This is a genomic window from Saliphagus infecundisoli (assembly GCF_020177375.1).
GTDB lineage: Archaea > Halobacteriota > Halobacteria > Halobacteriales > Natrialbaceae > Saliphagus > Saliphagus infecundisoli.
Map to the genome: position 1 here is coordinate 105,460 of NZ_JAIWHV010000005.1, position 25,601 is coordinate 131,060.

Below are 25,601 nucleotides of genomic sequence, written 5' to 3' on the forward strand. Positions count from 1 at the left end.
CGGCCGCCGGATCGACGGCGACGGGACGGAACGGGACGACGACGGGGTTTTTCCCCGCGGGGCCGAAGCGAGCGTATGGGTTCGGGGAACGATCGGTTCGGGGGCGCCGCGGCGATCGCGTTCGGGTCCCTCCTCGCGGCCGTCTCCGTCCTCGCGGTCGGCACCGTTGCCGGCGAGGGCATCCTCCGAAACGTCGCCGTCGCGATCGTTCTCCTCGGCGCGGTCGTCTTCGCGCCGACGTACCTGCTCTATGCCTCCTGGTTCGACGAGTTCGGCGACCGCCGGTAGCTACTCCTCGTAGAGCTCCCGAACCTTCTCGTCGAAGCGTTCGAGGATGACGCGGCGTTTCTTCTTCATCGTCGGGGTCAGCATCTCGTTTTCCTCGGTGAACTCCCGGGGGACGAGCCGGAACTCTTTGATCCGCTCGTGGCGCGAAAAGCCCTCGTTGACCCGTTCGACCTCCCGCTCGACGTACTCCTCGACCCGGTCGTCGGCGACGAGGGCCTCAGGGTCGTCGGGGAGGTCGATCCCCTCGCCGGCGGCCCACTCGCGGACGCGGTCGGCGTTGGGAACGATCAGGGCACCGACGAACTTCTCGCCGTCGCCGACGACCATACACTGCTCGACGACCTCGCTCGAGGCGAAGGCGTCCTCGATCGGCCCCGGCGCGACGTTTTTCCCCGTCGAGAGCACCAGGAGCTGTTTCGAGCGCTCGCGGAACTCGACGTAGCCGTCGGGACGCAGGTGGACGACGTCGCCCGTGTGAAACCAGCCATCCGAAAAGGCCCGGTCGGTCGCCGCCGGGTCCGACCAGTAACCGTCGGTGACGTTTTCCCCCCGGACGAGGAGTTCGCCGACCTCGCCGGCGTCCGAGAACGTCTCGGGATCGACCGCCGACTCGTCGATCTCGATCTCGATGTCCGAAACCGGAGGGCCGATCGTCCCGACCTTGGGCTCCTCGGTCGGGTTGACGGTGACGACCGGCGAGGTCTCTGTCAGGCCGTACCCCTCGTAGATCGGGAGCCCCATCGCGTGATACAGCGTACAGAGCTCCGCCGAGAGGCTCCCGCCGCCGCTGATCAGCATCTCGATCTCCCCGCCGAGGGCCTCCCGGACCTGGGAAAAGACCAGCCGGTCGGCCAGCCGGCGTTTCGCCTCCAGAACGGGACCCGGATCCGCAGCCTCGTAGTGGGCGACGCCGATGTCGGTCGCCCACTCGAAGATCCGCTTTTTCGTCGCGGACTCGCTGGCCTGCTCGCGGACCCCGTCGTAGATCTTCTCGTACACTCGAGGGACGCTCGTCGCGGAGGTCGGCGACACGGCGGCGAAGTCGGCCTGGAGGGTGTCGGGGCTCTCAGCGTAGGCGACGCAGGCGCCGCTCGCGAACATCAGGAAGTGGCCCGCCAGCCGCTCGAAGACGTGGGCCAGCGGGAGGTAGGAGACCGTCTCCGTCCCCGAACCGATCGACGGTGCCCCCTCCGGTTTGTCCGGACGCGGCGCGAACCGCTTGCGGACCTGATTGACGTTCGTCCGGAAGTTGCGGTGGGTAAGCCGGACCCCTTTGGGCTGGCCCGTCGTCCCGCTCGTGTAGATCAGGCTCGCGAGGTCGCCGGGCGAGGCCGCGTCGATCCAGCCCTCGTAGGCCTCGCGGTCGAAGCGCTCCGCCCCGCGCTCGTAAACCTCCCCGAGCGTGTGGACGTCCTCGCACTCGCCGGCGATCGCCGACTCGTCCATCGAGACCAAAACGTCGAGATCGAGCCCGTCCGCCACGTCGAGAACCCGCTCGAGTTCGTCGTCGCCGGCGGCGACGACCGCGCTCGCGTCGGGGTCCGAGAGCAGGTGGCGGACCTGTTCGGGGCCGGAGCCGCTGTAGACGGTCGTGACGACCCCGCCGGCGGCGAGGACGGCGAAGTCAGTCTGGGCCCACTCCATGCGCGTGTCCGCGAAGATCGCGACCCGGTCGCCGGCCTCGAGGCCGAGGTCCCGAAAGCCGGCGGCGAGCCGGCGGACGACATGGCGCATCTCGGCGTAGGAGATCGTCCGGAACTCGCCCTCGCGGGCGGGCGAGAAGGCGGTCCCGGCGAGCGAGCGGTCGTAGATCCCGCCCTTGTAGCGCTGGGCCGGCCGGTCGCGGTTGCGCTCGGCACTGTCCTCGAACAGCCGCCCGAGGGTCGTCTGCCCGATGACCTCGTCGTCGTACGCGCGCTCGGCGTCCAGCCAGTCCATACTCCCTGAGAACGGCTCGCGAACGATAAAACGTGAGGAAACTCCTCGCACTGGGGGTCCCGTTTACCGACCCGGAGTCACCGATCGAGAGAGGCGAGGACGCCCCGGACGTTCATCGCCGCCTCCGCACGGGCCTTGCGCTCGCCCCAGACCTCGCCCATCTCGGTCGCCTCGGCGAAGTGGTCGATCACAGCCTCGTCGTCGCCCAGTTCGGCGCGCTTTTCTTCGACCGCCCGGACCCACTCGCGGAGTACCTCCCCGTACTGCTCGAGGACCTCCCCTCGCTCCCTGGGCCCGAAGTGAGTGAACAGCAGCGTCGATCGGTCGAGAGCCTCGAGGGTCTCGATGTCGGCGAGACAGCCCTCGAGGTCGAACTGGGGTGGGGGACTGGTCTCCCTGATGACTCCCATCGAGGGCACCCAGATGCCGGCGGCGTCAGCAGTGAACACGGCGTCGTTTTCGGGGTCCTCGAAGACGACCTGGTGGGGAGCGTGGCCGGGAGCCTCGTGGACCCGGAGCTCGTGGCCCCCGAGGTCGATGGCGTCGCCGTCCTCGATCCCCGTGATGCGATCCTCGGGGACCGGCTCGGGTTCGACATAGAACTCCCACTGGTCGCCGACCGCGCGCTTCGTTCCCTCGACGAGCCGCGAAGGGTCGGCAAGGTGGTGGGCGCCCACCTCGGGAACGTAGACCTCGGCGTTCGGACAGGCCTCGGCGAGAAAGCCCGCGCCACCGGCGTGATCGAGGTGGACGTGGGTGACCGCGATGACCGCGAGCTCCTCGCGGTCGATCCCGACCTCCGCCAGCGCGTCGAGGATCAGCTCGTGGTTCGTCCCGATCCCCGACTCGACTATCGCGGGCCGGTCGTCGTCGAGAAGGTAGACCGCGCCGTACTCCGACGTCCCGTACATCCCGGTATCGACGTAGTGGAGGTCGGCGCAGTCGCCGACCGTGCGGACGTCTCCGATTCCCATACCGGTAGCCCGACGGGCGCGTCCAAGTAGCTCCCGGTCCCGGACGGACGGTCCGGAACCGCCAGGGGGAGGCCAACGCGACCAACCCCCACGCCCATCCGTCTCACAGCAGGACTAAATACTCTACCATAGTATATGATACTATGAACGAACCATATGAAAACTTCTCAAGTTCGACCGCGGATCCCGGGACCGGGCGTCGGACCGTCCTGAAGGGGCTTGCCGCCGGCACGGTCGGCCTCACGGGGATCGCGGGGACGGCCGCCGCCCAGGGGACGAAGGTCGCCGCGGACGAACGCGCGCTCTACGTCTGGGGGTACGCCCCCGTCCTGGCGACCGACGGTGCCGCCCGGGAACGGTTCATAGAGCGGACCGACCGCTTCGGGATCGACACGGTCTACCTCTCGTGGGGTGCCCTGCGGAGCGCATCCCCGGCAGCGATCGGCGGACTCAGCGAGGCGGCCCACGCGGCCGGGCTCGCGGTCCACGCGATGACCGGCGCCTACGGACTGGGTGCGACCGACATTGCCCGCGAGGTCGTAGGGGAGGTGCGTGCCCACAACGACGAATACGGGCCGGACGCAGGGTTCGATGGGCTCCACCTCAACCTCGAGTGTGCGCCCGGAGACCTCCGGCCGTTCCTCGAGTCTCTCGTCGCTCTCCTCGACGAGCGTCCATCGATCGCACCCGACCTCGAGGTTTCGGCGACGGTCGCCTGGTGGTGGGCGCTACCCGACTACGAGCCCGCCCTCGCGCGGGCGGTCGCGGCCCACCCCGCGCTGGCAGCCAGCGTGATCATGGCCTACTGGGACGAACCCGAGGAGGTCCGCCGGCGGCTCGCGACCATCGTCGAGGGCCTCGATGCGCCCCACCTCCTCGCGATAGAGACCCAGGAGTTTCCCGGTGGCGCAAGCTGGGTGACGACATACGAGGAGGGCTGGTCGGGGCTCCGCACGATCGAAGAGGCGATCGCGGCCGACCCACCCGGCGGCGGGTACGGGGGAATCGCGATCCACTACTACGAGAGCGGGCTCGCCGCCTGGGACGCCCTCCGGAATGCACGGTTCGACCGGGAGACTGCCCGGCCTCGCGACCGGGTTGCCGTCGAGGCAACCGTCGTCTTCGACGATACGTTCCCGGCGTCGGCCCACGAGAGCGATCTGACGGTCGTTTTCGACGGCCCCAAGCGGTACACGGCGACGACGACCGTGACGCCTCCATCGAATGAGCCCGTGACGGCGAGCGTCGAGTGGCACGTACCCCACGACGCCCCCGCGGGCGAGTACGCGGTGCGGGCGACGCTGTCTGACCCCACGGTCGAGAACGGCGACCGCGAGGCCGTCGGGCGCCGGGCGGAGCCGGTCGTCCTCGGCGAACGCGACCTCGGGACGCTCTCGGTGCTCGGGCGCGGCCGTCCCGGCAGGTAGGGTCGACGCTAGTGGCCGCATCGACACTGTCGTGTCCGGCGAGTAGAACGACAGATCCCGGACGAGGGGGCCGCTGCGTGGCCGACGGGCGCGTTCGGGCGCCGGAGGGACGGATGCGCTAGATTTAGGTGAATCCGTGGTCCCTTCGAGAACGGATGGCGACCCGGCGACGGATGCAGTTCGTTCGCGGACAGGTCGCGTGGATGGTAGCGACGGTGCTGGCGCTCTCCCTGCTCGGCTCGCTGTCGTACGAGCTCTTCTTCGTCTGCTCGCTGATCGGGTTGCTGATCGTGACCGAGTTGACCGCGCCGTTCAACGTCACCCCCGAATGGCGGAGCCGGCTGAAGTGGCTCATCCTGGCCGGGCTGGCCGGCTTCGCCTACGTCGTCGTGCGGCGGATCGTCGAGATCCTCCCGCCGGAGGTGGTGCCGTGGTAGGCGTCGAGTGGCTCCGCAAACGGGGCGGCGGCGCCGACTGGCCCCGAGTGCTCCTGGTCGCGCTCGCGGCCACCGTCCTCCTCGCGGTCGGGGTCGCGGCGGCGACCTCGACGACTTCCTTCGGCCCCTACAACCCCGGCTGGGACGGCTCGAGCGACCTCCGGAGCCAGATCCAGGCGGAGCCGGGCGTCGAGGCGGAACTCCTCCGGGACACTGCCGGATACGAGGGGATCGAACCGGAGGGCACCGTCGCGTTCGTCGCCGCGCCCGACGAGCCCTACACCGGCGAGGACGCAGAGCGACTCCGGAGCTTCGTCGAGAACGGGGGCACTCTCGTCGTCCTGGAGAACTTCGGCGAGGGCGGCAACACCGTCCTCGCGGCGGTCGGCGCCGACGCGCGGTTCCACGGCGACCTGCTTCGCGATGAGCAGAACCACTTCCGGGGGCCGCCGATGCCGATCGCCGACAACGTCACCGACCACGAGCTGACCGACGGCGTCACCCAGCTGACGCTGAACTACGCGACCGCGGTCGAACCCGGGGAGGCGACCGTGCTCGTCCGGACGAGCGACGTTACCTATCTGGGGAGCGAGGAGACCGAGCTCGCCGAGGTCGAGGAACTCGACGCCTACCCGGTCGCGACGAGCGAGAACGTGAGCGCGGGGACGGTCGTCGCCGTCGGCGACCCGAGCATCACGATCAACTCGATGTTGGCGGAGCCGGACAACGCCGCGTTCGTCTCGGGGCTGTACGAGGACGCCGACCGGGTCGTCCTCGACGTCTCCCACGTCGGCGACGTCCCGCCGCTCGCAGCCGCGATACTGACGCTGCGGGACTCGCCGTTCCTTCAGGTCGTCGTCGGGTTCGGGGCGATCGGCGCGGTGGCGGTCCTGTCGGGTCGGCGGCTCCCGACCGACCGACTCCGTCGGACCCGGGCCGGCCGGGCCCGCGATCTGGAGCGGGCGGAGCCGGGCCGGGAGCTCTCGACCGCCGACCGGGCCGCCTACCTCCGGAAACGGTACCCCGACTGGGACGACGACCGGATCGAGCGGGTGACGGCGGCGGTCGAGCGCGCCGAACGACGCGGGCCGGACGGACCGGGGACGGAACCGACGAGGGGGAGCGACGAACACGACCAATGAGCGAGAACACCGACGACCGACCGGACGTATCGACCGACGCCGACCCCCAGGAGATATACGACGCGCTCTCGACGGAGATAGAGCGCGTCCTCGTGGGCAACCGGGAGGCGATCGAACACCTCACCATCGCCCTGCTCACGCGGGGCCATGTTCTCCTGGAAGGGGTTCCCGGGGTCGCGAAGACGACGCTCGCGAACCTCTTTGCCCGCACGACCGGCCTCGAGTACCGCCGCATCCAGATGACCCCCGACATCCTTCCGGCCGACATCACCGGGACCCACGTCTACCACGAGACCACCGGTGAGTTTACCCTCCAGCGCGGTCCCGTCTTCTCGAACCTGGTCGTCGCCGACGAGATCAACCGGGCGACGCCGAAGACCCAGTCCGCGCTGCTGGAGGCGATGCAAGAGCGGACGGTGACGATCGAGGGCGATACGCTCGAGTTGCCGACGCCGTTCATGGTCGTCGCGACCCAGAACCCCATCGAGATGGAGGGGGTCTTCGAGCTCCCCGAGGCCCAGCGCGACCGCTTCCAGTTCAAGCTCACCGTAGACCTCCCCGAGCGGGAGGGCGAACGCGAGCTCCTGGAGCGGTTCGACGACGATCCCGAACTCGGCCCCGACCGGGCCGAACAGGTCATCCCCGTCGACTCCCTGGTCGCGGCCCGCGAGCAGGTGAACGGGGTCCACGTCGCCCCGCCGGTCAAGGAGTACGTCCTCGATATCGTCGCCGCGACCCGCGACCACCCGGACGTCGTCTACGGCGCCTCCCCGCGGGCGAGCCTCGCCTTCCTCGACGGCGCGAAGGCCCGGGCGGCGATCCATGGCCGGCCCTACGTCATCCCCGACGACGTAAAGACCTTGGCGGAGCCGATCCTGATCCACCGGCTCGTCCTCGACACCGACGCCGAACTCAGCGACGTCGGCCCCGAGGACGTCGTCGCCGATCTGGTCGAGGGCGTCGAGCCCCCGGGCGCCGAGGCGATCGAGCCGGCCGAAGCGGTCGGCGACGGCGGCCGCGAAGAGGAAGAAGAATAGTCACTCCGGGATCCCGAAGGTGTCGTCAGTCCAGTCCGTCGGCGAGAGGGTGTAGACGGACCGGTCGCGATCGAGTCCATCGAGCCGCTCGAGGTCCTCGTCGGTCAGGTTCCAGTCGAACAGGTCGAGGTTCTCCCGGATGTGTGTCGGGTCCGTCGAGCTCGGGATCACCGCGACGTCGTTTTCGACGGCCCACTTGAGCGCGATCTGTGAGGGCGCCCGATCGTGGGACTCGGCCAGATCACGGACGACCACGTCCTCGAACACCTCCGTGCGCGCCACCGGCGCGGCGGCGTCGACGACGATCCCGGCCTTCCGGCAGTAGTCGCGGACGTCGGGGCGCTGTCGCCACGGGTGGCACTCGATCTGGTCGACCGCGATCGGGACGTCCGTGACGTGGCGAGCACAGCTGAGCCCGTAGGCGTCGAAGTTGGAGACGCCGACGTTGTCGACCAGCCCGCGGTCGCGAAGCGTCGCCATCGCCGCGAGCGACTCCCGGAGCGAGATCGCCGGGTTCGGCCAGTGGATCAGGTAGAGGTCGAGGTACTCGGTACCCAGGCGATCGAGCGACGACTCGCAGGCGTCGATCAGCGACTCGTAGTCGAGGTTCTTCGGGAGCACCTTCGAGGCGAGAAACAACTCCTCGCGGTCGTAGGGCTCGAGGGCCCTCCCGAGATTGGCCTCGTTGCCGTACCCCTCTGCGGTGTCGAACCGCGTGTACCCCGCCTCGATCGCCTCCTCGACGGCGTCTTCGAGCTCTTTGCCGGCCAGTCCGCCGGTTCCGAACCCGACGACGGGCATCGCGTCGCCGCCCGGGAGTTCCGCTGTTGGGACGGTCATCTCCGTTACCTCGTCGCTCGAACGGACGAACCTATCGGTTCGGCGCTCCTACGTGACCCTCTCGAGGTCCCACCGGCAGGTCACCAGCCAGTCGTGGCGGTCGTCGCCGGGGCGGACCTCGAGGGCGACCGGCCGGTCGAGCCCGGTCGCGACTCCCGTGGCGACGAAGGCGGCGACGGGGTGGTCGAACCGGTCGGCGTCGCCGAAGGCGCTGCCCGTGACCGCGAGCGTGAGCCGGTCCCCCTCGGGGTCGGCGTCGAGCTCGGCGCTCTCGACGAGTTCGAACCCCTCGACGAGCCCGTCGGCGAGTTGGGTTCCGAGGGGGGCGGGTGCGGTCGCGAGGTCGCCCGCCAGGGAGTCCTCGAACTCGGCGAACAGTCCGCTCCCCGTGGTTTCGAGCAGGAGCCCGCGGCTCCCCTCGGCGGTGACGATCGGGCCCGCGCGGGCCTCGGGGAGCTCTCCCCCGGATCGCTGGGGGACGTAGAGGCGGACGGAGCCCTCCCGCGGGAGGTAGATTCGGTCCTCGCCGAGGCCGAGGTCGTCAGCGATGGCGGCCTCGTTTCCGGCCAGCGGGGCGTAGACTCGCTCGCCGACCTCGCCCGCGACGAACCGGCCAGGGGTGAGGTAGTAGGTGAGCACCGCCCCGAAGAGCCCCGTCGCGGCGAGGGCGAAGAGAACGTCCCGGGCGTCGGGAAAGAGCAGCCCGCCGAGGGCGGCGAGGGCGCCGATCGAACCGAGCCCGATGGCGGTGTGGCGATACCGCGACTGGCGGGCCCGGGCGTACTCGTCGCGCAGCCGGCGGTTCTCGGCGGCCAGCAGCTCGATCTGGGCCGCGAGGTCGAGGTCATCCTCCTCGCTCTCCGCATTCTCGTCGGTCTCGGGGGTCATCTCGTCGATGTCGTGTGCGCTCATGGCTCGGTGGGAGTGTCGGTCGTCGTGAGCCCCCCGGTCGCGAGGAGCCCGTAGCGGTGGAGGCCGTAGACCGTGGCCCCGAACGCGAGGAGGAGGACGGCGGCGGCGACCGGAACCGACTGGGTCGCCCCGAGGCCCCAGGCGAGCGCGCCCAGCCCGGCTGCCGCGGCGACTCCGGCCGTCGCGAACCGACGGGGCGCCGGAGTTGCCGGCGACTCGAAGACCAGCAACGCGAGGAAACCGGCCTCGACGAGGCCAACCGAGAGGGGGTGGGCCCCGTCGGGAAAGATCGGGAGCAGGAGGACGTGACCGGCGGCGACGGCGTAGGGCGTGCCCAGCCAGTAGCCGACGGCGGCCGTCGCGAGGCCCGCAGGAATTCCGGCGAGCGGGCCGACGGCGACCGCGTAGGCCGCGACGACGACCGCGAGCCCGAGGAGGTATCGGCGCTCGCGCGGCGGGGTCACGCGAACTCACCCCGCGTGCTCCGCGAACGCCGGGAGCGCCCCGCCGAGAGCACCGTCGAGAGCCGGTCGCCGGGGCCGACCTCCAGGGCCCGCACCCGGTCCATCCCCGAGAGCTCGCGGCGAAAGCCCTCGAAGGCGACGTAGCGGTCGTAGGCGGCCTCGACGTCGGCGAGCCCCCCGGGCTCGTAGAGTACGGTCGGCGCGAGCAAGACGAGCACCTCGCCGCTCTCGCGGGCAACGGTCACGGTCTCACGGAGCTCGTCGGGCGCCGCGTCGTCGGTGAAAATCACCGTCCAGAGCCGCCCGGTGGTCCGGCCCTGGGCCGCCCGGACCGCGGCGTAGAGTGGATCGTCGTCGAATCGCTCGCGGTAGCCCTGCCGCCCGGCGTAAAAGGGCCGGAGCTGCCGGGAAAAGGCGTCGTCGGCCTCGAGGTCGGCGATCGTTCGCCGGAGGTCGGCGGCCCCGCCCGCGGTGGCGTCGGGCGCCGACCGCCCGCTGACCGTCGAGGGCGGATCCTCGGGGACCGTCGGCTCCATGTCGAGCAGCCGCCGGCGGACCGAGACGTAGGTCCGGGGGCTCGAGGCGGGCTCGATCCGGCCGGTGACGCCGGCGTCGCCGACCGCGAGCAAACCCAGGGGGTCGCCAAGCTCGCGGGTCGAGGCCGCCGTTGCGAGCGCGACCTCCCGGAGGTAGTCGAGTTTGGTCTCGCCGGGCCGGCCCGTCGCGAGCGCCCCCCGGTGGTCCGCGACCAGCAGCGTCCGCCGTTCGGTCTCGGCCTCGTACTCCCGGACGTGGGGGGAAGCCAGCCGGGCGGTCGCCTTCCAGTCGATGTTGTCGGCGGTGTCGCCGGGGACGTACTCCCGGAGTTCGGCCGGCTCGAGGCCCGACCCCTGGCGGCCGGCCTCGTGTTCGCCGTAGGCACTCGCGAGCCGGTCGCCCCCCTCGCCGACGTGGACGTTTCGTGGGCCCGGGGGTTCGGCGGTCACCGTCGGCCCCGAACCGATCGGAACGGAGTCGCGAAACCAGCCGTCGGTCGCCGACAGCGTCGCCGGCCCGAACCGGTGGCGCCCCGCAGTCGGCCAGGAGACCTCGGTCGTCGCCGCCCGGTCGGTCTCGCCAGGCTCCATATCGAGTTCCAGCTCCTCGTCGGCTGCCGCGGCGGTCGGCAGCCCCGCCCGGACCGAGAGCTCGAGGGTGGAGGGCTCCGCGAGGCGGGCGGCCAGCGTGACGGGGGTCGAGGTCGTCGTCCGGACCCCCAGCCGGGTCGGGGACTGCTCGACCGAGAGGTCGGCGGCGGCGTCCTCGAGGGCACGAACGAACGCCGCCTGGCGGGCGAGGAACCACCCGCCGGCCACGGCCGCCCCGCCCAGCAGGAGGGGGCGGGCGACGGCGACCGCGAGGGCGGCGACGGCGGCAACGAGGCCGGCGACCGCCCACGACCGGCGCGTGGGGTACATGGTTCCAGGGCGACGGCGTAGCGTATTTAAGGTACTGGTTGGCGGATCAGTCACGGAGAGCAGACCTTTTTGTGACCGGTCACGAACGGGGCGTCGTGTCCCGCTCGCGCCGGTACGCGTTCGCCCTCGCCGTGGCCGCCCTCCTACTGGTGGCCGCCGCGGGAGCGACGGCGGGGGCGCCCGCCGACGGCGTCGTCCTCCAGACCCAAAATGAAAGCGACAACGAGACCGTCCGCCACCAGGACCCCGACGAGTACAGCGAGGACGGCGACGTCGAGGAACTCGAGGGCTGGCTCTCGGGGTGGATGAACGGCCAACTTGAGGAGGGGGCAGTGGAGTTGAGCCAGGGCGAGTACGACGCCGCAAGCGGGTACGTCGACGAGGAGTATTACGACCGATTGGAGCAGTACGTCGACGTCGCCGGCGAGACCGGCGGCGAGAGCAGCGAGGAGAGCTTCCGGGAGGCCGGCGAGCGCCAGGAGGAGATGACCGACTCCGCCCGGGAGTACGAGGAGACCCGCCAGGAGTACGAGGACGCCAGGGACGAAGGCGACGAGCAACGCGCCCGCGAACTCGCCCGCGAACTCGAGGCGCTCGCCGGCGACGTCGAGGAGTCGAGCGAGGCCGTCCGGACCCAGTACGACGAGATCGAAAACGGGACGGGCGCCGACCTCGGGGAGGCCGACGCGGCGATCGAGACGGCAAACGAGGACGTCCAGGAGAGCCAGGCCGAGATCCGGGAGGCCGAGTTCGACGAGACGCAACTGTCGCTCGCTATCGATGAACCCGCCGAGATCTCGTTTACCGATCCCCTCGAGGTCGAGGGCGAGGTCCGGACCGCCGAGGGCGATCCCATCGACGACGAGGAACTGTCCTTCGAGGTCGGCAACCAGACGGTGACGACCGAGTCCGACGGCGAGGGGGCCTTCGCGTTCGAGTACCGGCCGACGACGCTCTCGCTCGCGACGGAGGAACTCGAGGTCGCCTACCGCCCCGACAACGAGTCGGCGTACCTCGGGACGAGCGAGAACGTCTCCGTGGCCGTCGAGCAGGTCGAGCCGACGATCGAGGGGCTGTCGGTCCCCGACCGGACCGCCTACGGGGAGGAGGTGACGGTCGAAGGCGAGATCGCGGTCGGCGACGTCGACGTCGAGAACGTCGCCCTCGCGGTGGTCGCAGACGGACAGCGGATCGGGTGGGTCGGCGTCGCCGACGGCGAGTTCGAGGGGAGCGTCGAACTCCCGGTCTCGGTCCCGGCCGACGAGGTCGAACTCGGCGTCGCCGTCCCCTACGAAGGGCGGGCGCTGGCGCCGGTGACCGCGACCGAGACGGTGACCGTCGCGGAGATCCCCACCGACCTCTCGGTGTCGGCCGAACGGACCGGCGATGGCGCCCTCCGGGTCGACGGGAGCCTCTCGAGCGAGGCGAGCGGCGTGGTCGGCGAGCGAACGATCGACGTCGCGGTCGACGGCTCGACCGTCGGGACGGCGACGACCGGCGACGAGGGTGCCTTTTCACAGCGAGTCGAGATCCCCGAGAGCGCGTCGGGGAATCTGACGGTGCGGGCGGAGTACGACGGCTCGGGGACGAGCCTCGCGCCCGCGGCGGCGACGACGCAGCTCGCTGGCGGGGGCGGTGGCGGCGCGCTCTCGGCGCTACCCGGCTGGCTCCGGTGGGCCGGCCTCGCCCTCGCGGGATTGCTCGTCGTCGGCGCCGTCGTTGGCGCCAGACGGTACCGCCGGGACGAGACCGCACCAGCGGGGGGCGCGGCCGCGTCGGCCGCCTCCGGGGGCGAGGAGAGAGGCGAGCGGGAGACCGCCGCCCGCCTCGCGCTTTCGCGGGCCGCCGCGCAGCTCGAGGACGACCCCGAGGCGGCGATGGAACACTGTTATGCCGCGGTCCGCCACGAGCTTGCCGCCCGCGTCGGCGGCGACCGCTCGATGACCCACTGGGAGTTTTACCGACGGTATTCCGGAGAGGACGACGACCTGCTCCGGGACGCCACCGAGAGCTACGAGCGGGCCGTCTTCGGCCGGGAGGACATCCCGCGCGGCGAGGTTCGGGGACTGCTCGAGCGCGCCCGGGAGCTCTCCGGGGTCGAGGACGGGTCGGAGTCGGGCGACGCCGGGTGAGGATCGGGAACGAATTTATACCCCTGGTCGTGGTGCCTCCGCTATGGGAGACGATATCACTCGACTGGGCTTCGGGACGCCGGTGTACAGCGAGGAGGGGACGGAGGTCGGCCGGATCCGGGGGTTCGACGAGGATGGCTTCTACGTCACCCTCCGGGAGGGAATCGAGGGGATGAGCGTCCAGCACGTCCGGTCGGGCCACGCCTTCGGCGAGGCCGAACTGATGTGGCGCTGCTGGGAGTGTGGCGAGATGGACGAGATCGAGGACGACCTCCCCGAGAACTGCCCGAACTGCGGGGCCGACCGCGAGGAGATCTACTACTGGACGGAGGATTAGGGGTCGGGCCGAACGGTTTTGGTTCCCCGCGAGCGAGGGCCGCGTATGGAGATCGTCGTCCTCGGCGCCGGCAGCCTCGGCAGCCTCGTCGGCGGACTGCTCGCCGGCGCCCACGACGTGACCCTCGTCGGCCGCGAACCCCACGTCGAGGCGATCGAGGCCGACGGACTCGAGATCCGGGGCGAGTACGACCGCCGGGTCTTCCTGCGGGCGACGGCCGAGGGCGAGGGGCTAGCTGCGGACTGTGCGGTCGTGACCGTCAAGTCCTTCGACACCCCCGATGCGGCTCACGTCCTCGCGACCGGGGAGTACGGCGCCGTCATCTCCCTGCAAAACGGGATGGGAAACGAGGCGGTTCTCGCCGGCCACCACGACACGGTGCTGGCGGGAACGGCGACCTACGGTGCCGTCCGGCGCGAACCGGGCGTCGTCGACTGTACCGGCCGCGGCGAGGTCGTCCTCGGGGCGCCCGGGGGCGGGCGTTCCTCGATGGCCGACCGGGTCGGCGAGGCGTTTCGGTCGGCAGGGCTCGAGACGACCGTCGCAGCCGACATGCCTCGTCGGCTCTGGGCAAAGCTCGCGGTCAACGCCGGAATCAACGCCGTCACAGCCCTCGCACGCGTCGAGAACGGCGCCGTCCTCGAGGCACCCGCCGAGGAACTCGTCCGGGCGGCGGCCCGGGAAACCGCCCGAACCGCGCGCGCCCACGGCGTGGACCTCTCGAACCGGGAGGCCATCGCAGCGACCGAACGAGTCGCCGACCGGACGGCCGGAAACGAGTCCTCGATGCGCCAGGACGTGGAAAACGGACGGCAAACCGAGATCGACGCGATCAACGGCTACGTGGTCGATCGGGCCGAAGACGCGAGCGTGGCGGCGCCGACGAACCGGCTGCTCGCGGGGGTGATTCGGACGTGGGAGCGCGGGCGAAAACTGCGATAACTACCTATTACCGCGGAAAACGGATCGCAAGACGGGGTTACGCGCGGGTCAGAACGGGGCCTGAGGGCCTTCGTCGTCCTCGCCGTCGTCGACGGTCTCGCCGGGGAACGAGGGGCTCATGCCGCCGCCACCGCCGCCCATGCCGCCGCCGTCGCCCTCCATCCCGGTCTGGGCGTGGACCTGCTCGATCTCGGGGATCTCCTTGACCATCCGGCTCTTGATCGCCTGGATCGTCATCGGCGAGATGCCACAGCCGCTGCAGGCACCGCCGAGCGCGATCGAGACCTCGCCGGTCTCGCGGTCGATGTCCTGAATCGCCGCCGACCCGCCGTGCATCTGGATCTGCGGGAAGTTCCGCCGCAGGAAGTTCGTGACCCGCTCCTCCAGATCGTCGCCGCCCTTAGTCTCCGTGCTCATGTACGGGCGTTGGGCGCGAGCCTCCTTAAGACCTCCGTCGGCTCACTCCGTGTCGAAGACGCGCTCGAGTTCGCGTTCAATCGTCTCGACGTAGGTTTCGAGGACGTCTTCGAAGCGCTCGCGCTCAACGACGATCGCCGACAGCCGGTCGTAGGGCTTGTCGGGGAGCTCGACCTCGAACTCCCCGTCGCGGTAGAACGGTTCGCTCTCGTTTAGCACCTGCTGGTCGATCGCGTGGACCAGTTCGGAGTCGTAGCGGTCGTTCATCCGGTCGAAGGCGTTCTTGTAGGCCTGCTGGAGCTCGGTGAAGTAGTTGGCGTACTTGTCCTCGAACTTCTCGGGGTCGAAGGCGGCCATGTCGGGGGCGACGGGCGGAGCCGACAAAAGTCGGCCGATCGGTCGAGGGTCGGGCGGCCGACGGCGCAACGGCGGCCGGCCGCCGATCGTTCACACACGCCGTCTGACACGGTATGGGGACCCTACATATCCGGGGTGAGTGCGCAAGCCGAACCCCCACCCCGGACGGCGTGGTTTCTCAGTACACATGCCAACCGATCAGGAACCCATTCCGCCGGAGGCGCTTCCGCCCGGGTGGGGACCCGCCGACAACGGCACGGATCGGATCGCCTACCGCCGGAGTCGGCCCCGTATCGAACTGAGCGCCGCCCTGACGGAGGGCGTCCACTCCCACCCCTCGCTCGGCGTCGAGCGCTGCTGGGAACTGCGCTACGAGTACGACATCGGCGAACTCGCGGTCAGCGACGCGATCTGTCGGGTTTCGACGCGCCACGCCGCCATCGAAGGCCTCCTCGAGTGCATGGCCAGGGTTCGGGACGCCGCCGGCGACGACGACCCCATGGGGATCCGGGCGGCTCTCGAGGGTGCCCGGTTCGGCGATGTCGTTCCGGACCGGTCTCCCTAACCGGCAGTCGAACGATAAGTGATTGAATTCAAGGATAGAAACAGGCAGATGCTCGATACGATCACTATAGAACACACCCATATCCGAATATATGCCGCTATAATTCCGATTTAGTGCAAATTTCGTATTTAATTACAGTGGAATATATTGGCGGCTAGAACCGATAATCGAGTGTTGGGCAGTATAGAGTGCGTTACTCTGCCGTTCATACCAGGCCGATATAGATACTTAGGAATGATAAATTTTCTTATTATATATTGGACAGATATCGTATGTTATTTGAGGTCGAGAGCGATCGCGACGGGAAGGTTTAGTAGCGGTCCGCGAACAGGGAGAGACGATGGTGCTCGATACTCACACCCACGCCTGGGGACCGCCGTCACCGGCCCACCCCTGGACGAACGGGCCACTGGTCGAGGACGGCGTCGACTCCTTTTCAGTCGAGACGGTCTACCGCGGGGAATCGTTGCTCGCCGACATGGACGCGGCCGGGATCGACGAGGCCGTCGTCGTCGGCTACCCGATCGGCGAGTGGACGGACAACCGGTACACCGAGCGGGTCGCCCGGGAGTTCGACCGGCTCTACGGCGTCGTCATGCTAGATCAGTTCGCCGACGGCGCGAGCGAGGAACTCCGGGGATCGATGGACGTCGAGGGAATTCTCGGCTTTCGTCTGGGTGCGATCTGTCCGTACGACCGGATGTGGGAGACGTTCGACCCCGAGGTAGAGTGGCTCCGGGAGGCGATCGACGAGACCGCCTTCTGGGAGGCCGCCCGGGAGACCAACGCGCTCGTTCAGATTCTCGCCCACGAGGACCAGTTGGCGCAGGTCGTCGAGCTGGTCGAGACCTATCCCGATCTCACCTACGCGCTCGATCACTTCGCCCATGCCGACCCGGAGGTTCCGCCCGCGGAGGGACCGTTCGCCCGCCTCGCCGACCTCGCCGATCACGACGTCGCGGTGAAGGTCTCGGAGATCCCCCATCGCTCGCTGGAAGGCTTTCCCTACCGGGACGTACACGACCACGTCCGGTGGCTCGTCGAGACGTTCGGTCGCGAACGGGTCGTCTGGGGCTCTGACTTCCCCAACGTGAGCGACGTCGCGGGCTACGGGGAATCCCTGCGGTGGCTCGACCACGTCGACGGACTCTCCGGGGAGGACCGCGAGTGGATCTCCGGGCGGGCGTTCCGGGATCTGGTCGGGCTCGAGTGAATCGCCGACGGATTCTTGCGCTCCCGGTCGAAACGGGGGGTCGATGACGCCATCGGAGATATCGCTTTCCGGGACGTGGGAGCTTCGTCTGGACCCCGACGGGGAGGGTGCGGTCGGCTGGCCCGACGCCGAGACCGACGGGACGATCACCCTTCCGGGGACCACCGACGAGTACGGCTACGGCGAGCGTCCCGAGGAGACACCGCGCGAACACCTGACCCGCACCTCGCGCTACGAGGGGCCGGCATGGTACAGGCGCACGATCCCGGTTCCCGACTCGTGGGCCGGGAAGCGGGTCACGCTGACCGTTGAGCGGAGCCGCGAGACGACGCTGTGGGTCGACGGCGAGCGGATCGGTTCGCGGGTCTGTCTGAGCACGCCCCACGTCTACGACGTGACCGACGCGCTCGAGCCCGGCGACTGCGAGGTCACCATCCGAGTCGACAACGACGGCGATTCGATGGATCGCCGCGGGGTGAGACGGTCCCATGCAGTGGCCGAGCACACCCAGACGAACTGGAACGGGGTCGTCGGCGACCTCCGTCTCGAGGCGACCGACCCGGTCCGGATCGAAGATCTCCGGGCGATCCCCGACGGCGACGGCTTCGCCCTCGAGATCACCACGGTGAACGACGCCGGGGACGACCGCGAGGGACACCTCCGGGTCGCCGCCGAGAGCACGAACGCCGACGAGAGCCACCACCCGGACCCGATCGAGCGGCGGGTCGAACTTCCCGCGGGGGAGACGACCCACCAGCTCCGGTACGCCCTCGGTCCCAACGCCCTGTCGTGGGACGAGTTCTCCCCGGCGGTCTACGAGCTGCGCGCGGCTCTCGATAGCGGGGAGTACGCCGACGAGATCGAGACGACCGCCGGGCTCCGCGAGGTCGCCGTCGAGGGGACCCAGCTCGCGATCGGGGATCGAACCGTCTTCCTCCGGGGGCGGACCGACTGCTGTGTCTTCCCCGAGACGGGCTACCCGCCGACCTCGACCGCAGAGTGGGTCGAGCACATGGAGGTCGCGAAGGCCCACGGGCTGAACCACTACCGCTTTCATAGCTGGTGTCCCCCCGAGGCGGCCTTCGAGGCGGCCGACCGCGTCGGGATCTACCTCCTGCCCGAGTGCTCCCAGTGGGACGCCCGGGGGTCGCTGGTCGAGGACGACGACTACGACTACTACCGACGGGAGGCCGACCGGATCCTCGCGGCCTACGGCAATCATCCCTCGTTCGTCGCGTTCGGCCTGGGCAACGAGAACCAGGGCGACGAGGAGCGGATGGCCGACCTCGTCGCCCGCTGTCGGGACCGCGACGGCCGCCGGCTCTACGTCTCGGGCGCGAACGACTTCCTCTCGGCGCCCCGTCCCGGCCCGCAGGACGACCTCTTCATCACCGCGAACGTCCCCGAGGATCCCGACGCTCCCGAGGAATCGGATCTGGTCCCGGTCCGCGGGACGGGCCACGTCAACGATCGCCCGCCCTCGACCACGACCGACTACCGCGAGGAGATCGCACCCTACGACCTCCCGGTCGTCGGCCACGAGATCGGCCAGTTCCAGATCTATCCAGACTTCGACGAGGCCCGGAAGTACACCGGCGTCCTCGAGGCCCGCAACCTCGAACGGTTCGAGCGTTCGCTCGCCGACCACCACATGGCGGGCGACGACCGGCGGTTTCAGGCCGCCTCGGGCGCGCTCGCGGCGACGTGCTACCGCGAGGAGATCGAGGCCGCGCTGCGAACCCCGGGGTTCGGGGGGTTCCAGCTGCTCGACCTGGCCGACTTCCCCGGCCAGGGGACCGCCCTCGTGGGGGTCCGCGACGCCTTCATGGACTCGAAGGGCGTGATCGAGCCCCACGAGTGGCGGCGGTTCTGTGCCCCGCAAGTTCCCCTCCTCCTGATGGACCGCTACGCCTGGACCGACGGCGAGACGTTCGAGGCCGAGGCGAAGCTCGCGAACTACGGCCCGGCAGGGGTCGAGGACGCCGCCGCCGAATGGGCAATCACGGACGGCGAGCGAAAGGTCGCGGGCGGCACCCTCCCGGACCGGACCGTCGACCAGGGCGAACTCGCCCCGCTCGGAACGATCGAGGCGTCGCTCTCGGAGGTCGACGCGCCCGCCGCCCTCGAGATCGATCTCGAAGTTTCGGGGACCGATCGCCGGACGAGCTACCCGATCTGGGTGTACCCCGACCGCTCGGACGACCCCCTCGCCGACGTGAACGTCGCCGTCCGGCACCGTTTCGACGACCGGGCCCGGGAACTGCTCGCGGAGGGCCGGCGGGTCCTGGTCGTGCCCGACGAGGGGGCGCTCCGGTACTCGCTGCGAGGGTCGTTCCAGCCGGACTTCTGGAACTACGAGCTGTTCAAGCAGAACGGAAAACCGGGGACGCTGGGGATCGCCTGCGACCCGGAGCACCCGCTGTTCGAGTCGTTCCCGACGGCGGGCCACGCCGACTGGCAGTGGTGGCACCTGCTTCGCCACGCTCGGCCGATCGTCGTCGACGACGCGCCCGCGGCGTTCGAGCCGACGGTCCGGGCGATCGACACGATCTACCGCAATCACAAGCTCGCGCTGTTCGCCGAGACCGCCGTCGGCGACGGACGGCTCGCGGTCTGCTCGCTCGACCTCGAGCCCGACCATCCGACGGTCGACCAGTTCCGGGAGAGCCTCGCCGCCTATCTCGAGTCGCCGGCGTTCGACCCGGAGCCGGCGATCACGACCGGCGTCCTCGAGAGCCTCCTCGGCGGCGAGGACGAACGAGGAGCGTACGGCGACGACGCGAACGGCCCCTGGATCGACGGCTGAGCCCGGATATCCGTGTAGAGAGGGAGGACATCCGCGCGGCCGGCCCGGTGGAGCCACACCACTAAGGTCCCGCCCGCCCTGCTCCAGTCATGGGAACGTCCACGTACGATTTCGAGGGCGAGACGGCGATCGTGACCGGCGGAAGCTCCGGCATCGGCCGGGCCGTGGCCCGGCGGTTCGGGGAGGCGGGCGCGACGGTCGTCGTCGCCGACGTCCGCGCGGAGCCGAAGGGCAAAGGCGGGCCGACCCACGAAGCGATCGAGGACCAGGGGGGACGGGCGACGTTCGTCGGGACCGACGTGAGCGATCCGGCGGCCGTCGAGTCGCTGGTCGAGGGCGCCCGCGAGTTCGGCGGCGTCGACATCATGGTCAACAACGCGGGGATCTTCCGGGGCGCCCCGCTGCTCGAAACCGATACCGACACGTTCGACCGGCTGTACGCCACCAACGCCCGGAGCGTGCTCGTGGGCACCCGCGCGGCCGCCACGGACATGCTCGATCGAGAAGAGCCGGGCACCGTCGTCAACACGGCCTCGATCAGCTCGGAGTTCGCCCAGGCCGGCCACGCGGCCTACGACCCCTCGAAGGCCGCCGTGATGATGCTTACTCGCGTGGCGGCTCTCGAGCTCGCCGGCCGGGGGATCCGGGTCAACGCGGTCGCCCCCGGTGCCGTCGCGACCGGGATCGGTTCGGGGGGCGAGGAGTACTCGATCCCCGACTCCGCTCGCGTCGAAAAGGAGGCGCCGATGGGCCGGCGGGCGGATCCCGAGGAGATCGCCGGTTCCTACCTCTTTCTGGCCAGCGAGGATGCCTCGTTCGTGACCGGACATCTGCTGTACGCCGACGGCGGCTACGCGATCCACTGAACAGTTATGATCGTCCGACCCCTCGAGACCCCATGACCGACGATCGCTCCCCCGACTCGTGTTGTGCGCCCGAGCGCGGATCGGACGGCGAACCCGACCGGTCCGAGAACGTCGATCGTAGCGTCGGCGCCCCCGGTGGAACGGGGATCGGGCCGACCCGCCGCCTCGAGGGCGGTCCGTTCAGGATGGGGACCGACGAGGACGTCGGCTTCGAGGGCGACGGCGAGGGCCCCGCACGGGAGGTCGTCGTCGATCCCGTCGAGGTCGAGATCCACGCCGTAACGAACGCCGAGTTCTACCGGTTCGTCGACGACACGGGGTACACGACCGACGCCGAGCGCTACGGCTGGTCGTTCGTCTTCGAGCCGTTCCGCCCCGAGGGAGCGCCGGTGGTCGGGTCGGCCGGCGGCGCGGAGTGGTGGACCGGCGTCGAGGGCGCCTGCTGGCACCGTCCGGAGGGGCCCGGCTCGTCGGTCGTCGACCGCCTCGATCACCCGGTCGTCCACGTCTCCTGGAACGACGCCGTCGCCTACTGCGAGTGGGCCGGGGCCCGGTTGCCGACCGAGGCCGAGTGGGAGTACGCCGCCCGGGGCGGGCTGGAAGGCCGACAGTTCCCGTGGGGCGACGAACTCGAACCCGGCGGAAACCATCGATCTAACGTCTGGCAGGGCGAGTTCCCGACTCACGACACCGGCGCCGACGGCTACGTCGGGACGGCCCCGGTAGACGCCTTCGAGCCCAACGGCTACGGTCTCTACAACGTCGTCGGCAACGTCTGGGAGTGGTGTGCGGACGCGTTCGACCCCGACTACCACGAGCGGACGGCGTCGTCGAACCCGATCGGTACCGACGGCGAGGCCCGCTCGATGCGCGGGGGCTCGTACCTCTGTCACGAGTCGTGGTGCAACCGCTATCGCCTGGCCGCTCGGAGCAAGAACACGCCCGACAGCTCGACGGGGAACATCGGCTTCCGGTGTATCCTCGAGGGCTGAGCCGGGAACGTTATACGGCCCGGCCGGGATGAACGTTCCATGTCACCGGGAGGCATGGAAACCCCGAGCTCCGATCGCCGGGAATGCGGGAGCCGACGACCGGCCCAGCGTCGCGTCCGTTCTCCAGTTGGGCCAGACCGTCGATCGCGACGATCCCCGCCCTCACCCTGTGGTTCTAAGTTCCCGCCGGGCGCGGGAGGCGACATGGCAGACGAGTCCGAGCTGCGTGCCGGCTTCCGGACCCCCCCGGCGGCCGAGTACGGCAACGTTCCCTTCTGGTGGTGGGACGGCGACGAGCTGGACGAGCAACGGCTGACCGACCAACTCGAGACCCTCAAGGAGCAGGGCGTCGAGGCCGTCTGCTTCGAGCAGAAGTACCCCCACGGCCCACCGGAGGGGCCACAGGTAGCGTACTTCTCCGAGGAGTGGTGGGGATACATGGAACACGTCGTGGCAGAGTGCGACCGCCTCGACATGGCCCTCTGGATCCACGACCTGACCTACCACCACAGCCCGCCGCAGTGGAAACGCTACTGGCAGAACGCGGTCGAAGAGGAGATCGACGACCACCCGGAGTTCCAGGGGCGCGTCGTAGATCGGATCGCCGAGACGGTCGAGCCGGGCGAGACCGCGACCCTCGACCTGCCGGCGGAGTTCGAGGCGGAGTCGATCGCCGCGTATCCGGTTGTCGGTGATGGAGACGGCGAGGAGATGACCCTCGACCTCGACGCGGCCATCGACCTCGCAGGAGAACTGCCGGACGTCGACGGGGACGCCGCGAGGACTCTCGAGTGGACCGCACCCCCTGAAGACGCAGAGGGCGCTTCCGATCGCTGGCACGTCGCTGCCGTCGGCACCCGTCCCGAGGGCCTGTGCCGGACGAGCCGGGATGTCGTCGACCGGATCATCGAGCGCCACTACGGCGCCTACGTCGAGCGTCTCGGGGACTCCCTGGGCGACCCCATCGTCGGCACCTTCCAGGACGAACTCTACATGCTCCAGGGGCGGGTGCCCTGCGACGACTGTCTGCTCGCGCGCTATCGCGCGGAGTGGAGCCGGGAGCCCGCGCTGATCGCGCTGTTCGAGGACTGCGGGCCCGGGACGGCGGCGTTGCGGGCGCGATACTACGACGTCGTCACGACGATGATAGAGGAGAACTGGTTCCGGCCGCTCTACGAGTGGCACGAGCGCCGGGGACTGCAGTTTGCCCACGACAACTGGGGCCGGAACGACCTCACGGAACACGCCACCGAGTACGGCGATTACGTGCGGACTATGCGGTGGTTCCAGGAGCCGGGGTACGACGACGGCGGCGCCTTCGAGGGAATCGGCACCCGGAACTTCTTCGACGCGAAGCTCGCGGCCTCGATCGCGGCCTGTTACGACCGCGATCGGGTCTGGGGCGAACTCCTCCATACGACCGGCTGGGGGTTCCCGCCCGACCTCCACCTCGCCGCGATCGCCGAGAACGCCTGCTACGGGCTGAATCGGTACAACAAACACGGTCTCTACTACGCGACCCTCGGCGGGTGGTACGAACACGCGCCGCCGGACACCCATTTCCGGCAACCGTACTGGGAGATGATGGACGCGTTCAACGACGCGGTCACTCGCCTGATGTACCTCTGTAGCCGGGGCGACCCGGTCGTCGACGTCGCCATGTACTACCCGATCGAGTCCGTCCAGTGCCACCGCCTCGCCGGCGGCGAACCCGAGGTCGACGGCCCGGGCGGCCACCACCGCCCGGAACTCGAACCCGAAGCCGAGGAGATCGACGAGGGGACCCGCGCGGTCGCCGAGGGCCTGTATCGAACCGTCGCTGACCTCCTCCTGGTCGACCACGAGACCCTCGTCGATAGCGGCGTCGCGAACGGCCGGCTCGCGTTCGCGGGCCAGGAGGCCGACGTCCTCCTGATCGGGCCGGCGACGACCGTCCGCGGGGCCGTCCTCGAGCACGCTGCGGAACTGGTCGCCGACGGCGGCTGCGTCGTCTCGCTCGGCCGGCTCCCGACGGCGACCGTCGAGGGCGGCGCAGGAGCCACCCAGGGAGTTCTCGAGGAGCTGTTCGGCGACGCGGCCGCCGACCCGGACGAGCCGGTTCCGGGAGTCGTCGAACACGAGGGCGGCGGCGTCGCGGTGATCGCCGACGTCGACCTCGGAAGGGGAGTGGAGAGCGAGGAGAGTAGAATCGACGAGGAACGGTGGACCAAACTCGCCGACACCCTCGATCGGTACGTCGATCGGGACGTCCGTGTCCCGGCCGACGTGCTCTCGACCCACCGGCGGACCGGCGACTACGACCTCTATCTCCTCATGAACACCCGCGACGAGGCCCGCACGCTCGAAGTCGACCTCCGGGCGACCGGGAAGCCCGAACGATGGGACGTCCACGACGGCACCGTCGAACCGCTCTCCGAGTTCGACCGGGAGGGAGGGTACACGAGCCTCGAACTCGAGTTCGACCCCCACGGGTTCCGCGTGATCGGCTTCGACGCCGCCGAGGAGCCGGGTGCGTGCGTCGCCGACGCCACGCTCGATTCGATCGAGGCGGTCGAGGCAGGTCCCGATGGCGTCCGTGTCGAGGGACTCGCCCGAGAGGGGGGCGTCCACGAGGTTTCGGTCGCCGACGGGGAGGAGGTCCGCACCGCGGAGAGCGAGCCCGTCTCGGTTCCCAAGTCGATCGAACTCGAAGCCTGGGAGTTCGAACTCGAGCCGACCCTCGACAACGAGTGGGGCGACGCGCGATACCCCCGCGGCGGGGTGGTCGGTCCCGAGGTTCGCGAGTTCGTTCATCGGACCGAACCGCCGGAGGAGGACGGACTCGAGGCGGGCTGGCACGAGCCCGACGCCAGTCCGGAACGGTGGGGGTCGGTCCGGTGGTCGTCCGGCCAGGGGTTCTGGTGTCGGCCCGCGGGAACGGCAGAGAGCGAGGGGAGCGGGAGGCCGAACCCCGAAGAGGACGACAGCTGGGAACCCTACCGATTCTCAGAACTGACGGGGAAACCGGGAACCCACCCGGACGACCACGGGTTCAACGGGGTCATCGGCGAGGAGTTCCTCGTCGCCGGCGAGGAGCCGACCCGTTTCTGGACGACCGTCCGTGCCGGCGAGGGCGGGACGATTGCCTGCCATCACGGAAACAAGATTCGATCGCTCGAGATCGACGGGGAACCGATCGACGTGCCAGTCGGGAGTGGGACCCTCGAGATCGACCTCCCGGCGGGACCGACGCCGGTTTCCCTCGTCGTCGAGGCCGGGAGCGAAACCCACCTCGCCTTCGAGACCCTGCCCGCGGAGGCTCCCGACCTGGACCTGGCCCACGTCCCCCGGCTGCGGTGGTTCCAGGCCGACGGCGCGCTGTCGTTCGACCCCCGTCCCGAAACCGACGATCACGTCGACTGGTTCCGGTTCGAGGCTCCCGTCGGCGCGACCGCCCTCTCGCTCCCGATCGAGGGAGAGGCCCGCGTCTGGGTCGACGGCGAGGAACGGCTCCTCGAGGACGGTCGGATCGAACTCGACGGAGCCCTCGAGGAGCCGACCACCGTGGCCGTCCGGAGCGTCCACCCGACGTGCTACGGCGGCGGCCGGTTCACGGGACCCGTTGAATTCGAGACCGAGGCCGTCACCGTCGAGCCCGGCGACTGGTGTGACCTCGGCCTCGCGGAGTACTCCGGGATCGGCGTCTACCGGACCGAACTCCCCTCTCTCGACCACGGCGAGGACGATCGGCTCGTCCTCTCGCTTGGCGACGTCGGCGTCGCAGCGACGGTCCTCATCGATGGCACGGAAGTCGGAGCGGCGTTTTCGCCGCCGTACGAGGTCGAACTCGGGAGCGTCGAGGAGGATTCGACTCTCGAGATCCGCGCCGCGAACACGATCGCGAACCACTTCGCGACCGAGACGCCGACCAGGTACGTCTACGACGGCCAGCGTCGCTCGGGGCTGTTCGGGCCGGTCTCTCTCCGGGTCGAACGGAGGATTGTGCTCGAGGCCGACGGCGAGAACTGAGGGCGATCGCGTCTCGACGCGTTGCACCGTAGTCCGCCCCGACGCCAACC

Annotated in this window: 22 protein-coding genes; 14 read left to right on the plus strand and 8 right to left on the minus strand. The window is 69.8% G+C overall.

Translation table 11 applies throughout. The features are described from left to right. Positions 1 to 75: 75 nt before the first annotated feature. Positions 76 to 288 carry a hypothetical protein gene (locus tag LCF40_RS09675; RefSeq protein ID WP_224828303.1) on the plus strand — a complete coding sequence of 71 codons (213 nt, stop codon included), beginning with the start codon at positions 76 to 78 and terminating at the stop codon, positions 286 to 288. Here LCF40_RS09675 and LCF40_RS09680 read toward each other — a convergent pair whose 3' ends face one another. Both LCF40_RS09680 and LCF40_RS09685 read right to left on the minus strand, forming a co-directional pair. Then, the gene (locus LCF40_RS09680; RefSeq protein ID WP_224828304.1) at positions 289 to 2,226 is read right to left on the minus strand and encodes an AMP-dependent synthetase/ligase; all 1,938 of its coding nucleotides are present in this window, start codon (positions 2,224 to 2,226) and stop codon (positions 289 to 291) included. A 77-nt stretch (positions 2,227 to 2,303) separates the two neighbouring features. Then, positions 2,304 to 3,200: an MBL fold metallo-hydrolase gene (locus LCF40_RS09685; protein ID WP_224828305.1), complete on the minus strand. Its 897-nt coding sequence runs from the start codon at positions 3,198 to 3,200 to the stop codon at positions 2,304 to 2,306. 143 nt (positions 3,201 to 3,343) lie between these two features. Between LCF40_RS09685 and LCF40_RS09690 the strand changes: the two genes are divergently transcribed. The 4 genes from LCF40_RS09690 (at position 3,344) to LCF40_RS09705 (ending at position 7,243) form a co-directional block, all read left to right on the plus strand. Continuing rightward, positions 3,344 to 4,627, plus strand: coding sequence for a hypothetical protein (locus tag LCF40_RS09690; RefSeq protein WP_224828306.1), 1,284 nt, complete (start codon positions 3,344 to 3,346; stop codon positions 4,625 to 4,627). 155 nt (positions 4,628 to 4,782) lie between these two features. Next, complete coding sequence (locus LCF40_RS09695; RefSeq protein ID WP_114575939.1) at positions 4,783 to 5,064, plus strand: DUF8044 family membrane protein; 282 nt, start codon at positions 4,783 to 4,785, stop codon at positions 5,062 to 5,064. Beyond that, positions 5,058 to 6,206, plus strand: a complete 1,149-nt coding sequence (locus LCF40_RS09700) for a DUF4350 domain-containing protein (protein WP_224828307.1) — start codon at positions 5,058 to 5,060, stop codon at positions 6,204 to 6,206. Before LCF40_RS09695 ends, LCF40_RS09700 begins: the two co-directional genes overlap by 7 nt. Beyond that, positions 6,203 to 7,243 carry an AAA family ATPase gene (locus tag LCF40_RS09705; protein ID WP_224828308.1) on the plus strand — a complete coding sequence of 347 codons (1,041 nt, stop codon included), beginning with the start codon at positions 6,203 to 6,205 and terminating at the stop codon, positions 7,241 to 7,243. Before LCF40_RS09700 ends, LCF40_RS09705 begins: the two co-directional genes overlap by 4 nt. Here the strand turns inward: LCF40_RS09705 and LCF40_RS09710 are convergent, their stop codons facing one another. The 4 genes from LCF40_RS09710 to LCF40_RS09725 are packed head-to-tail and all read right to left on the minus strand — an operon-like array spanning position 7,244 to position 10,916. Further along, positions 7,244 to 8,083 carry an aldo/keto reductase gene (locus LCF40_RS09710; protein WP_224828309.1) on the minus strand — a complete coding sequence of 280 codons (840 nt, stop codon included), beginning with the start codon at positions 8,081 to 8,083 and terminating at the stop codon, positions 7,244 to 7,246. 48 nt (positions 8,084 to 8,131) lie between these two features. Continuing rightward, a complete protein-coding gene (locus LCF40_RS09715) occupies positions 8,132 to 8,995 on the minus strand; it encodes a DUF7982 domain-containing protein (RefSeq protein ID WP_224828310.1) in 864 nt (287 codons plus the stop codon). After that, positions 8,992 to 9,459, minus strand: coding sequence for a DUF8163 family membrane protein (locus tag LCF40_RS09720; RefSeq protein WP_224828311.1), 468 nt, complete (start codon positions 9,457 to 9,459; stop codon positions 8,992 to 8,994). Before LCF40_RS09720 ends, LCF40_RS09715 begins: the two co-directional genes overlap by 4 nt. Beyond that, positions 9,456 to 10,916, minus strand: a complete 1,461-nt coding sequence (locus LCF40_RS09725) for a DUF58 domain-containing protein (protein WP_224828312.1) — start codon at positions 10,914 to 10,916, stop codon at positions 9,456 to 9,458. The genes LCF40_RS09720 and LCF40_RS09725 overlap by 4 nt, the downstream gene beginning before the upstream one ends. Before the next feature lie 95 nt (positions 10,917 to 11,011). Between LCF40_RS09725 and LCF40_RS09730 the strand changes: the two genes are divergently transcribed. Genes LCF40_RS09730 through LCF40_RS09740 form a run of 3 tightly spaced genes read left to right on the plus strand, consistent with a single transcriptional unit; the run spans position 11,012 to position 14,327 of the window. After that, positions 11,012 to 13,048, plus strand: a complete 2,037-nt coding sequence (locus LCF40_RS09730) for a DUF4129 domain-containing protein (protein ID WP_224828313.1) — start codon at positions 11,012 to 11,014, stop codon at positions 13,046 to 13,048. Between the two features lie 43 nt (positions 13,049 to 13,091). Further along, a complete protein-coding gene (locus LCF40_RS09735; RefSeq protein ID WP_114575931.1) occupies positions 13,092 to 13,385 on the plus strand; it encodes a DUF7130 family rubredoxin-like protein in 294 nt (97 codons plus the stop codon). 45 nt (positions 13,386 to 13,430) lie between these two features. Continuing rightward, positions 13,431 to 14,327 (plus strand): ketopantoate reductase family protein, encoded by an 897-nt coding sequence (locus LCF40_RS09740; protein WP_224828314.1) that lies wholly within the window; start codon positions 13,431 to 13,433, stop codon positions 14,325 to 14,327. 48 nt (positions 14,328 to 14,375) lie between these two features. Here LCF40_RS09740 and LCF40_RS09745 read toward each other — a convergent pair whose 3' ends face one another. Both LCF40_RS09745 and LCF40_RS09750 read right to left on the minus strand, forming a co-directional pair. Next, positions 14,376 to 14,744 carry a NifU family protein gene (locus LCF40_RS09745; RefSeq protein WP_114575929.1) on the minus strand — a complete coding sequence of 123 codons (369 nt, stop codon included), beginning with the start codon at positions 14,742 to 14,744 and terminating at the stop codon, positions 14,376 to 14,378. Between the two features lie 42 nt (positions 14,745 to 14,786). Then, positions 14,787 to 15,101 (minus strand): DUF5783 family protein, encoded by a 315-nt coding sequence (locus tag LCF40_RS09750; RefSeq protein WP_114575928.1) that lies wholly within the window; start codon positions 15,099 to 15,101, stop codon positions 14,787 to 14,789. A 187-nt stretch (positions 15,102 to 15,288) separates the two neighbouring features. Between LCF40_RS09750 and LCF40_RS09755 the strand changes: the two genes are divergently transcribed. From LCF40_RS09755 to LCF40_RS09780, 6 genes are all read left to right on the plus strand, one after another. Continuing rightward, a complete protein-coding gene (locus tag LCF40_RS09755; protein WP_114575927.1) occupies positions 15,289 to 15,666 on the plus strand; it encodes a hypothetical protein in 378 nt (125 codons plus the stop codon). Between the two features lie 343 nt (positions 15,667 to 16,009). Then, on the plus strand, positions 16,010 to 16,879 hold the full coding sequence (locus LCF40_RS09760; protein WP_224828346.1) for an amidohydrolase family protein: 870 nt from the start codon (positions 16,010 to 16,012) through the stop codon (positions 16,877 to 16,879). 43 nt (positions 16,880 to 16,922) lie between these two features. Beyond that, positions 16,923 to 19,685, plus strand: coding sequence for a glycoside hydrolase family 2 protein (locus tag LCF40_RS09765; protein ID WP_224828315.1), 2,763 nt, complete (start codon positions 16,923 to 16,925; stop codon positions 19,683 to 19,685). Between the two features lie 89 nt (positions 19,686 to 19,774). Beyond that, the gene (locus LCF40_RS09770; protein ID WP_224828316.1) at positions 19,775 to 20,551 is read left to right on the plus strand and encodes an SDR family NAD(P)-dependent oxidoreductase; all 777 of its coding nucleotides are present in this window, start codon (positions 19,775 to 19,777) and stop codon (positions 20,549 to 20,551) included. A 32-nt stretch (positions 20,552 to 20,583) separates the two neighbouring features. Continuing rightward, a complete protein-coding gene (locus LCF40_RS09775; protein ID WP_224828317.1) occupies positions 20,584 to 21,543 on the plus strand; it encodes a formylglycine-generating enzyme family protein in 960 nt (319 codons plus the stop codon). 204 nt (positions 21,544 to 21,747) lie between these two features. Further along, positions 21,748 to 25,551, plus strand: a complete 3,804-nt coding sequence (locus tag LCF40_RS09780) for a glycosyl hydrolase family 2 protein (protein WP_224828318.1) — start codon at positions 21,748 to 21,750, stop codon at positions 25,549 to 25,551. The last annotated feature ends 50 nt before the right edge of the window (positions 25,552 to 25,601 follow it).